The sequence below is a fragment of the Dyella sp. genome (genome assembly GCF_036568765.1).
Taxonomy (GTDB): domain Bacteria; phylum Pseudomonadota; class Gammaproteobacteria; order Xanthomonadales; family Rhodanobacteraceae; genus GSA-30.
The window spans coordinates 1-11,208 of the sequence record NZ_DATCRY010000016.1 but is presented as its reverse complement, the minus strand read 5'-3'; the positions used below and the strand labels follow the sequence as shown (position 1 = coordinate 11,208).

The 11,208-nt window shown below is 64.6% G+C and carries 9 protein-coding genes and 1 pseudogene; 8 read left to right on the top strand and 2 right to left on the bottom strand.

What is annotated here, in order from left to right:
• From VIM98_RS00925 to VIM98_RS00890, 8 genes and pseudogenes are all read left to right on the top strand, one after another.
• Positions 1 to 758: pseudogene (locus VIM98_RS00925) on the top strand (hypothetical protein); the annotation flags it as partial.
• A gap of 2 nt (positions 759 to 760) precedes the next feature.
• On the top strand, positions 761 to 1,591 hold the full coding sequence (locus VIM98_RS00920; RefSeq protein WP_331991205.1) for a Wzz/FepE/Etk N-terminal domain-containing protein: 831 nt from the start codon (positions 761 to 763) through the stop codon (positions 1,589 to 1,591).
• A 249-nt stretch (positions 1,592 to 1,840) separates the two neighbouring features.
• Positions 1,841 to 2,689 carry a class I SAM-dependent methyltransferase gene (locus VIM98_RS00915; RefSeq protein WP_331991204.1) on the top strand — a complete coding sequence of 283 codons (849 nt, stop codon included), beginning with the start codon at positions 1,841 to 1,843 and terminating at the stop codon, positions 2,687 to 2,689.
• 60 nt (positions 2,690 to 2,749) lie between these two features.
• Positions 2,750 to 3,925: an amidohydrolase family protein gene (locus tag VIM98_RS00910; protein WP_331991207.1), complete on the top strand. Its 1,176-nt coding sequence runs from the start codon at positions 2,750 to 2,752 to the stop codon at positions 3,923 to 3,925.
• Positions 3,926 to 3,939: 14 nt separating this feature from the next.
• Positions 3,940 to 4,656, top strand: a complete 717-nt coding sequence (locus VIM98_RS00905; protein ID WP_331991203.1) for a class I SAM-dependent methyltransferase — start codon at positions 3,940 to 3,942, stop codon at positions 4,654 to 4,656.
• Positions 4,653 to 6,173 carry a B12-binding domain-containing radical SAM protein gene (locus VIM98_RS00900; protein ID WP_331991202.1) on the top strand — a complete coding sequence of 507 codons (1,521 nt, stop codon included), beginning with the start codon at positions 4,653 to 4,655 and terminating at the stop codon, positions 6,171 to 6,173. Before VIM98_RS00905 ends, VIM98_RS00900 begins: the two co-directional genes overlap by 4 nt.
• 14 nt (positions 6,174 to 6,187) lie before the next feature.
• Positions 6,188 to 7,315 carry a glycosyltransferase family 4 protein gene (locus VIM98_RS00895; protein ID WP_331991206.1) on the top strand — a complete coding sequence of 376 codons (1,128 nt, stop codon included), beginning with the start codon at positions 6,188 to 6,190 and terminating at the stop codon, positions 7,313 to 7,315.
• Entirely contained in the window at positions 7,312 to 8,439 is a 1,128-nt protein-coding gene (locus tag VIM98_RS00890; RefSeq protein WP_331991201.1) for a glycosyltransferase family 4 protein, read from the top strand. Before VIM98_RS00895 ends, VIM98_RS00890 begins: the two co-directional genes overlap by 4 nt.
• 136 nt (positions 8,440 to 8,575) lie before the next feature.
• Here the strand turns inward: VIM98_RS00890 and VIM98_RS00885 are convergent, their stop codons facing one another.
• Complete coding sequence (locus VIM98_RS00885) at positions 8,576 to 9,790, bottom strand: nucleotidyltransferase family protein (protein WP_331991200.1); 1,215 nt, start codon at positions 9,788 to 9,790, stop codon at positions 8,576 to 8,578.
• Positions 9,765 to 11,208, bottom strand: a 1,444-nt coding sequence (locus VIM98_RS00880) for a radical SAM protein (protein ID WP_331991199.1), incomplete at its 5' end; no start/stop codon positions are given. The genes VIM98_RS00885 and VIM98_RS00880, both read right to left, overlap by 26 nt.

Here is an 11,208-nt window from a genome sequence, read left to right as displayed (position 1 = left end):
GCATAAGGCAGCGTGGGTTGCGTTACGCGTTGCTTGTCGTGGGCGTCGCCTTCCCCATCCTGGTCATCGACCGCAACCGGATATTCGCCAGCCTGTTCGCGCTGGCTATGACGATCCTGCTGCGGCGCGATCCGGCGCGTCCGGTGCCATGGAAAATCGTCGGTGTGCTCGGCCTGGCGGGTGCCGGCGTGTTTTCGGCCCTGGGCATGTTGCGCTCCGGTTCGCTCGATACTGTGGCGTTGCCCTTCAGCGATTTCTATCGGGCCATGCCGCAAGGCATCAAGTGGCTGTTGCTCTATATCAGCGCCGGTCCCTATAACTTCGCCGCCATGCTGGCCAAGCAGTACGTCAATGCCAGCTTTCTGATCAACCAGATCGTGCCGTTTGCCGGCTCCGTCGCCACGGCGGGCACCACCATTCCGCTGGATGCCTCCAATATCAATGTGGGCACCGAATTCATGCCGTTCCTGCTTGCCTGGGGCGCGCCCGGTGCGCTCGGCTCGATCGTCCTGTTGTATGCGGGATTGGCCTGGAGCGTTCGCCGGCTGCAGCCGGCTGTGCCGTTGTTCTCCCTGCTGATTTTCCTGCGTATGGCTTATGTGTGCGTGATGTCGCCGTTCGCGCCGCAAGCTTATACCTGGATGAATTTCGGCTTCGTCGGCCTGTGCCTGGTCATGCAATTGCTGTCGGCGTGGCTGCCCGGTCGCACGCGCGCTGTCGTGCCATCCCCTTCGCAAACCATCACCCCGAGTCCCTAGCGATGGAACAAGACGAAATCTACCTGATCGATCTCTGGCGAATCTTCCGGCGCGAGTGGCGCTGGCTCGTCGCCGTGCTGGCGATCGTCCTGGCATGCACGTTCGCTTATGCCCACATGGCCAAGCCCAAATGGGAGGCGACTGCATGGATTCAGATCGGCCAGGTCGGCGCCGTGCCCCAGGGCCAGGACCCTCGCGCCGAACCGTTGCAACGCACGATCGAGCGCTTGCAATCCATCGCGTTCCAGGACGAGGTCGTGGAAAACCTCGGCCTGCCACCGAAGTCGCGCGAAGGCAGTCTTTATCGCAAGAGCTTCAGGCTCGATCCATCGCCCTATGCCGGCATGATCAAGCTGACGATCCGCGGCTATACGCCCGAGCAGGCGCAGCGCTTCGCCAGCGCTACGTTCGAGCATCTGCACGCCATCCATCAGAAGCTCGAAGGCGGTGTATTGAAGCTGGCGCAGGCACGTCGGGATCAACTGCAAGCCGATCTGGCCCACGCCCTTGCCGATCGCGAGCGGCTATCCGATTCGGCGGTGCCGGGCGGCAAGGACGACGCGACCGCCAAGGGCGCACCGAGCCCGGCGCTGGCCAGCGTGCTGCTGGCCAACAAGAACGAAGAGATCCGCGGCTTGCAGCAGGCGCAGAACGAGCTCGCCATGCGCCTCACCAGCAACTACACCTATGAAACGTCGCTGGTCTGGCCGATCTACGTACCCGACTATCCGGCTTCGCCTAATCGCGTGCTGATCTGGGGCATGGGTATTTGCCTGGGCCTGGGCCTGGGCGTGCTGGCGGCGATTGCGCGCAACGCTTTACGGCGTCGATAAGTTTTGAGGGCGCGGTTTTTAGGAACGAGGGTTGCGAGGGCAAAAGCCCGGCAAGTTGCGGCATCCGGCAATACAACGTGTCGCAACCCTGATGCTGACCTCGGGTAGGCGGTTTTGGCGCCCTCGCTGCTCAACCCTCGTCCCTAAAAACCCGCGCCTCAGTTCAACCAAACCGACGCCGTCCAGCACTCACGGCAGACAGACCTTGCGCAAACCGGCCATACCCGCATGGCCGGCATGGAGACCCCGATGACCGGACAACCCCAGCTCGCCGACGGCCGCGGTGCCGCTTCGCTGGACGACAGGCAACTGCTGGAAACGCAGCGCGCCTTCGACAGTGTCGCGGCCGACTATGACGGCCCGCGTGGCAACAATGAGCTGATCCAGCGCATGCGCCAGACCCTGTGGGATACGGTGCACGCCGAGTTGCCGGTGGGCTCGCGCCTCCTCGACCTGGGCTGCGGCACCGGCCTGGATGCGCTGGAATTCGTCCAACGCGGCTACCACGTGGTCGCCACCGACTGGTCGCCGCAAATGGTGGAGCGCACGCGCGCTCGTGCGGCGGCTGCGGGCCAGGAGGGGCATCTGGTCGCCAGGCACGTTGGCATCCAGGAGCTCGATAAGCTGGATGGCGAGTTCGACGGCATCTATTCCAACTTCGGTCCGCTCAACTGCGCGCCGGATCTGTCGAAAGTTGCCGCCGAGTGCGCGCGCCTGCTTCGGCCGGGCGGGAGCATGGTGTTCTCGGTGATCGGCCGGATCTGCCCGTGGGAGGTCGGCCACTACGCACTGCGCGGTCGCTTTCGCCGCGCTGGCATACGCGCCGCGCGTGGTGCCACCGCAGTGGGCATGAATCGTCACACGATCTGGACGTACTACTACCTGCCGCGCGAGTTCTACCGTCCCTTCGCCGAGCACTTCTCGCTACACAACTATCGCGCCTTGAGCTTGTTCATGCCGCCGCCGTACCTAGTGGATTACTACCGTCGCAAGCGCGAGTGGTGCGAACGGCTCGGCCGTCTCGACGATCGCTTCGGCGCGCTACCGGTGTTGCGCGACATGGGCGACCACTTTCTGATCGTGATGCATCGGCGCTGACCGCACGTGGACGCGCTGCGGACCCGTATCGATGTCAGCCTCGGCAACGCGGTCGCCGTGATGCCCGAGAGTATCTCGCGCACGCCGTTGACGCTGCGTGCAGGCCGTATCGCCGATACGCAAGCCTCGCATGCGTATCGGGTGGAGTTACGCGATCACCTGGTCTTTCCTGGATTGATCAATGCGCACGATCACCTCCAAGTCAATTGCATACCGCCATTGCGTAGCGACAAGCCATTTCCGAACAGCTACGCCTGGATCGCCGCTTTCCAGCGGCATTTCGACAACCCCGCGGTCGTTGCCGCCTTGCAGTTGCCCAAGGCGCTGCGCATGCGCCACGGCGCGCTGAAGAACCTGTTGGCGGGTACCACCTTCGTGGCGCATCACGATCCCTGGCATACCAGCCTGGATGCGGCCGATTTTCCCGTAGCGCTGCTGCGCGAGTTCGGCTGGTGTTATGCCGTGGCAGGACCCGGCTATGGGCCGCCGCTCGAGGAAAGTTTTGCCGCCACGCCTGTCGCGTGGCCGTGGATGATCCATCTGGCCGAAGGCACCGATCCGGTGGCGCAGGCCGAGCTCGATCAGCTCGACCGGCGCGGTTGCCTGGCCGCCAACAGCGTGCTGATTCACGGTGTGGGCTTGAGCGAGCGCGATATCGATCGCGTCATCGTCAACGATGCGGCTGTGGTGTGGTGTCCGACAAGCAATCTGGCCTTGCTCGGGCGCACGCTGGATCCGCGCCGGCTGCATGCCGCTGGGCGCCTGGCGCTCGGCAGCGATTCGCGCCTGAGCGGCGCGCGCGATCTGCTCGACGAACTGACCGGTATCCAGGACTACGGACTGACGCCAAGGCAATTGCTGGGATTGGCGACGACGGACGCGGCGCGCATCCTGCGCTTGCACGGCCGTGGCGGCCTGTCCCTCGGCGCGCCTGCGGATCTGATCGTCGTGGAAGATCGTGGCGGCGACGAAGCCTCCAGCCTGGTCGGCATCGAACGGAGTCGTATTCGTGCGGTAGTGCGCGATGGCGTGCCGCAGATTGCCGATCCGGACTTTGCCGAGTGGTTCGCCGTGGCTGGCGTACCGGCGGTCTCGGCAACGCTGGACGGCAGACCGAAGTTGCTGGCGCGTTATCTGGCCGAGCCTGCGTTGATTGCGCTCGAACCTGGGCTGGAAGTTCCGCTGCAACGCCACGCCGGTGCCACCGGCCGTGCCGCGCATGCGGCGAACGGCTGATGCGGAGCCACATCATGTCTGTCACACCCATTCTCGAACCCGCCGCCGCGTATGCGCTGTGGGCGGCGAACTATCCCGCACACGCGCACAATCCGGTCATGCGCGCCGAGGAACGGGCGCTGCTCGGTTTGATACCCGATCGTCTGGAAGGTCGGGCGGTGCTCGATGCCGGTTGCGGCAGCGGACGCTACATGCTGCACGCGCTACATCGCGGTGCCTCGCACGTGACCGGCGTGGACCTGGCGCCAGCGATGCTCGAACGCGCCGCCGCGGAACTCGCGTCCTGGCAAGGCCGCGCCGCCGTCGAACTCAAGCAGGGACAGCTGCCGCAGTTGCCGTTGCCGGACGCTGCCGTCGATCTGACGATATGCGGTCTGGTGATCGGGCACGTACGGCAACTTGCACCCGCACTGGCCGAACTGCGCCGCGTCACGCGGCCGGGCGGCAGCATCCTCATCAGCGATGTGCATCCCACCGGCCATGCGCTTGGCTGGCTGCGCGATTTCAAGGCCGACGGTCGCCGCTATGCCGTGGAGCACACGCCGCACTTGTACAGCCATTGGCACGCGGCCTGCGTTGCGCTGGGCCTGTCGATCGAGCGCGTGGTCGAACCGATGCTCGATCCTGCCGATATACCCACGGGCGCCCATTTCGATCCCGTGGCGCTGGATGTGCCGGTGGCCCTGGTTTTCCGGCTACGGCGCTTATCGAAACCCGAAGGTGCAATATGACCGCCTCGCCCAACACATTGCTTGTCAATCCGCCGATTACTTCATGGTCCAGCGCGCGCTTTCCGTTGTCGCTGCTGAACCTCGCCGTGACATTGGACCGACACGGCAGCAGCCGCATCGTCGACGGCAACCGGGATCGCGATGTCGTCGCCGCCACATTGCAGGCGATCGAGCGCGAGCGCTTCGACGCGATCGGCATCAGTGTCATGGGCGGTCCGCAGCTTGCACCGGCGATTGCGGTGTCGCAAGCGGTGCGTGAGCGTTTTCCGCAGTTGCCGATCATCTGGGGCGGCTACTTTCCGACCTTGCATAGCGACACGACGATGGTTGCGCCCTACGTCGATTACGCCATGCACGGTCAGGGCGAAGATAGCCTGGCCGAGCTGGTGCAAGTCCTGGCCGACGGCTCTCCCACACCCGACGATCTGGCCAAGATCGGTGGCCTGACGTGGCGCCGCGACGGCGAGGTCGTCCACAACCCGAACCGGCCTTTCTCGCGCGGCGAGACATCGCTGGTGCTGCCCTACGAAAAGCTCGGCGATCCGCGCGCCTACCTCAAGCGCAGCTTTCTCGGTCGCCGTACAGCGTCGCATCAGGCGGCCCTGGGTTGCCGCTTCCGCTGCACCTTCTGCGGCGTGGCGGCCATGTTCGGTGGGGCCACCGCACTACCCACCGCGGCGCGACTGGAGCGCGAACTGAGCTATCTCAAATATGAGCTCGGCGCCGATTCGATTCACTTCTACGACAACAATTTCTTCGATCGCGAGCAGGACATGATTCCCCTGCTCGAAGTGATGGCGAAGCTGGAAATGCCCTGGTGGTGCTTTGCACGCTCCGACGCGTTGCTCAAGCTATCGGAAAGCACCTGGAAGCTGATCCGCAAGAGCCGCTTGCGCATGGCCTATATCGGCGCCGAGTCGCCGAGCGGCGCCATGCTCAAGGAGATCCGCAAGGGCACCCGCCCCGACCAGACGGTGGAAGCCGTCGAGCTGTGCCGGCGCCATGGCGTGATTCCGGAGCTGTCCTTCATGATGGCACCGCCGGTGAACACCGAGGAAGAAACCGAGCAGACCTTCGAATTCATCCGCGAGCTCAAGCAGATCAATCCGGCGTCGGAAGTGGTGATCTACGTGTATACGCCGTTACCGGAGAACAGCCGTCACGAGAAAGATCGCAAAAAGCGCCAACAGGCCCCTCTGTTCGATGTCAACGGCGAGCCGGTGGTCTTTCCCACGACACCGGAAGAGTGGACCGAAAAGCGCTGGGTCGATTATGCCTGCCACATGGACGCTCCCTGGCTGACCGACAAGCTACGTCAGCGCATCCACGATTTCTCCACTGTGCTGCGCTACCGCTATCCGACCGTCCAGGATCTGCGCTCGCCGCGTTGGGTCAAGCGCGGCCTCTCCACCATCGCAAGCTGGCGCTACAGCACGCGCTACTACCATCGGCCGTGGGAACTGAACCTGGCCAACCGGTTGGTACGCCTGCGCATGCCGCAAGCGCAGAGCCTTTAGCGTCCATGCCTCCGGTGCGTGTCGCTCAGATCAACTTCCTGCCGGTACCGGCGGAGGTATCGCATGCCCGGATCGTCGAGGAATGGCATTCGCTGGCGGACATTGCCGAAGCGGTAGCCAGCGCGGATGTGCGGGTAACGGTGATCCAGGCGTCCACGCGCACCGAACGCATCGTTCGCAACGGCATCGATTATCGTTTCATCGACATCGGCACGGATACCGCGCCGGCGAGCCGGGCATTGCGCTACTCGGCGTGTCTGGACGAACTGGATGTCGACGTGGTGCATGCGCATAGCCTGGGCTTTGCCGACGAAGCTTTTGCTATCGGCCAGCGCCGACCGGGCCTGCCGCAGATTCTGCAAGATCATGCCGATCGTGTTCCGCCCTGGTGGCGTCGCCTGCAGGCACGACGCTGGTACACCGCTGCCGCGGGCGTAGCTTTCACCGCCGCGGCACAGGCCCAACCATGGCTGGACGCCGGTTTATTCGGAGCTTTGCTACCGGTGTTTGCCATTCCCGAGTCGAGCAACCGGTTTTCTCCAGGCTCGCGCATGCAGGCACGTGAGCGGACTGGCCTTTATGGCGACCCCTGCGTGCTCTGGGTCGGCCACCTGACGTCCGGCAAGGATCCGATGACCGCGCTCGAAGGCGTGGCACGGGCAGTAGAACGTTTGCCTGGGCTACGTCTGTATTGCGCATTCGGCCGGGCACCGCTGCGAGATGCGGTACAGCGGCGCATCGATGGCGATGCGCGCCTGCAGGGGCGCGTACAACTCCTGGGCAAGGTACCGCATGCCGACATCGAAACGCTGCTGCAGGCAGCGGATCTGTTCCTGGCGGCCAGCCTGGGCGAAAGCTGCGGTTACGCCGCGATGGAGGCGCTGGCCTGCGGCGTGCCGACGGTGCTCAGCGACATCCCGTCGTTTCGCGCGCTCACCGACGGTGGCCGCGTCGGACAACTGTTTCCATGCGGCGATGCTGCGCGCCTGGCCGATGCATTGGTCTCGGTGGCTACGATACGTCCCTCCGTATCGCAGGTGCGTGCGCATTTCGACGCCCACCTGTCGTTCGCGGCGGTAGGCCGCCTCTGGGCCGATGCTTATGCGCACGTGCTCGAACACCGCAGGCGGAGGGTGGGGTGAAGATCGCATTGGTCGTGCCTGGCGGTGTGGATCGCAGTGGCGAATACCGTGTCATTCCGGTGTTCCTGAGCCTGATTGCGCGCCTGGCGCGTGTGCACGAAGTCCACGTATTTGCGCTGCGCCAGGAGGCGCAGCCCGGACGCTGGGAACTGGTCGGCGCCACGGTGCACAACATCGGCGACGGCTGGCAGCGCTTGCGTGCGATCGCGGCGATTCGCACCGAGCACCGGCGTGCGCCGTTCGATCTGGTGCACGCGATCTTTTCGGGCCATTGCAGCCTGGTCGCGATAGCCGCGGCAATGTGGTTGCGCCTGCCGAGCGTTGTGCACATCGCTGGCGGCGAACTGGTTGCCTTGCATGATATCGGCTATGGCGGGCGGCGAACTGTGTGGGCGCGCTCGCGCGAAGCGGTCGTGCTGCGCCTGGCCGATGCAGTCACCGCAGCCAGCGCGCCGATCGTCGATGCGTTGCACGCGCTGGGTATCAAGGCCCGCCGGGTGCCGCTCGGTGTCGATCTGCGTGCCTGGCCGCCGTTGGCGCCGCGTCGCCGCGCCGGGACGGCAGCGCACCTGGTACACGTGGCCAGTCTCAACCGGGTCAAGGATCAGGCGACCCTATTGCGCGCGTTGGCTGCCGTCGTCGAAAGCGGCATCGATGTGCGGATGGATATCGTCGGTGTGGATACCTTGCAGGGCAAGATCCAGCAGTGCGCGCACGATCTCGGTCTGGACGCGAACGTACGCTTTCTCGGGTTCAAGACGCAGCAAGAGTTGCGGTCTGTCGTGGAGGCTGCCGATTTGCTGGTGATGTCGTCACGGCATGAAGCCGGTCCGCTGGTCCTGCTGGAGGCGGCCGTTGCCGGTGTGCCTACGGTGGGTACGGCAGTGGGGCATATTGCCGAGTGGTCGCCGACGGCAGCGCTGGCAGTCCCGGTTGGCGATTGGGCAGCGTTGGCCACGGCGATGCGTCGTGTGCTGAAGGACGAAGATCTGCGTCTTCGACTGGCATGGCAGGCGCAGCGTCGCGCGATGCTCGAGGATGCGGATCATACGGCAGCGATGTTTGAGGCGCTGTATTTGCATCTGGTGTGCACGCGACGAAAGCGGCGACAAGCGGTGGCGTGAAGGGCTTCCCCTCACCCATGGGGAAGAGGGAGCACACTCAGGCGAGCCTTCTTTTTTCGCACTTGCGTAACCAGCCCGCCAGCGTAGTTGGGGGCGTGGGGTGAGGGGCAACCCCGCACGCACGAGAACTCCTTCCTCAGGGCGACAACGCCTTACTCCCTAACGCCGCCCGTACCACATACATCGTGTCCATCCGCGGCACCGGTCGAGTCAGCCACGTCACGGCGCGCCGCACGTGCGACTGCCGCACCCAGCTTTGGCCTTGCAACCACAATTGCGTGCGCAACATATCGGCCCGTTCCTGCTTGGCCTCTTGCGACGGTCGCAGCCGATTCCTCATATAACGAATGATGTCGCCCGCCGAGCGCGACCATTCCAGCCCAGCCAACGGATGTAGCCACAGTTCCGAGCAGGACACTCGCGTCAACGTCTGGCGACGCATCGCCGCCCGCAATAACGGCGGACAATCGCGCGCCGCCCGACGGAGCACGGCGGCAGGTATGGCGTTGCGGTAATAGCGGGCCACCAGCTGCAGCGGCGCAAATGCCCACCAGGGCCTCTGGCCGCTCCACAACAGATCCCAATCGGAGGCGGCCATGCGTGTGGCAAGTAGCGAGATATCGTTCAAGTGCATCAGGCGCGCACTGCGCGTACAGATATTCCCCGCCGCATGCAGCAGCAGATGGCTCATCAGCGCGCCATGGGAAGGGTAGGGATTCAGGCCTGGCTGCGGATCGCGAGGAAACACCTGTGCCGTAACATCGGCACTGGCGACCGGCAGGCGCTCCAGGATGCGCGTATGCAATTCGATATTGACCGGCGTATCGCGGTGCTCGCCCAGGCAGGGAATCGGTTGCCCGGTCTCCGGTTTGAATACGCGATGTTTCCATTGCCGGAACGACTCGGCATAGCCGAGCTTCTGCAGCACGTCACCTGCCCGGTCGACATCTTCCGGACGCACCAGCAAATCGATGTCGGCCATCGGCCGTTCGCCCGGCGCATACAAGCCCAGCGCATGCAGGGCAGAACCCTTCAGCGGCACGATAGCGATGTTGGCGGTACGCGCCAGGGTGTCGATGCGTTCGAGCAGATCGGCAATGCGCCGGTAACGATCCTCGACGTGCGCGCGTTGTTCGGCAAGAAAGCGCTGCCATGTCGCGTGCTGCCAGGTGGAATCGCGGCTGAGCAGCGGCGCGATGCCATGCGCGGCGGTCGCTGCCGCCGCCAGCCTCCATTCGAGGTCGCTCCACGGCGGTGTGTCGCTACCCGGGCGCGCAAGAGCCAGCTCCGCCGCCAGTGCCTCGGTGGTGCGGCGCAAGCCGCGCTTAATGACCTTGAGCGGTGGCAGCATGGCGCGAAGGAACCTGTAGAGGTGAAGGTGTGGCATCGGCCGAGCGGTGGGCCTGTTCGCGCGCGAGCAGATCTTCCCAGCGCATGTTCAGATCGGCTTCGGCCTGTGCCTGCTCGGCGGCCGAACGTGTCGTGCGCGATTGCTGCAGCGTGACTTGCTCATGCAGCAGATCGCGTATGTCCCGGTAGAACTCCGAATCGTAGGCGCCACGGAACATCATGGCCAGATCGTCGCTATCGCGCCAATTGGTCTTCTCGCCCAACTGCGCTTTGACCTGTTCGTAGAACTTCGTGCCCGGTAGCGGATAAGACACGCTAACGCCGATATCGTCCGGCGCGGCCTGCGCGATCAGCTCACGCGTTGCGAGCAGATCGGGCAACTGCTCGCCTAGATAACCCAACTGCACGAAGAAGCCGACCCGGACACCGTGTTCGCCGAAACGTTCGCGCGCAGCGATCAGCTCGGCCACCTTGGTGCCTTTGGTCATGCTGTCGAGCACGCGCTGGCTGCCGCTCTCGGCGCCGATCCATGCCTCCGCACAGCCGGCACGCGCCAGGGCGGCCACCATGCGCTCGCTCGACAGGTCGGCGCGCGTCTGGATGGTGAAGGGCACCGAGCCATCGCTCTCGTGCAAATGATCGGCGAACTCAGTGACCCAGTCGACGTGGAAGCCGAAGATATCGTCGGCCATCCAGATGTGGTCGGGGCGGAACGTGTGCTTCAGATAGCTCATCTCCGCGGCTACATCCTGCGCGGTGCGTTGCTTGTAGTGATTGCCCCAGATCGGTTTGGCGCACCAGTTGCAACGGAACGGGCAGCCGCGCGAAGCGGCCATGTTGAGGCTGAAGTAGCCGTGGCGTGCCATCCACATCGCGCGATAGCGCTCGATATCGATCAGATCCCAAGCCGGGTGGCCGACCACGCGTGTATCCGGCGGTTGCACCCCGATACGCGTGAGCTGGGTCTGCCCGCCGACCGTGCCGGCCACGCCGACGATGCCGGACAACCAGTCGGCACGATCGATCGAGCAGTCCTGTTCGAGCCGACCGATCAGCTCGAGTAGTGCGGCAATGCCCTCGCCGACCAATACCGCGTCGGCGCCAGCGGCCAGGAAAGCCTCGGGATGATCGGACGCGTCCGAACCGGCCACAATCACCCGCGCGCCGGCGGCGTGCGCTTCGGCGACCATCTGGCAGGCCGCGTCGCGCATGCGGCTCAGGCACATCTTGGTCAGGTAATTGAAATTGTCTTCGTAGAAGACCACCAGCTGCGGCGCGGCGGCCCGAAAGGCCGGTCCATAATCTTCCACCCCATCGGCCAGCATCGCATCGAACAACGAAACTTCGTGGCCGTGCTGGCGCAGCAGCGAGGCGATCTGGATGGTCGCCAGTGGCGGGTAGGGTTTGCCACGTTCCCAC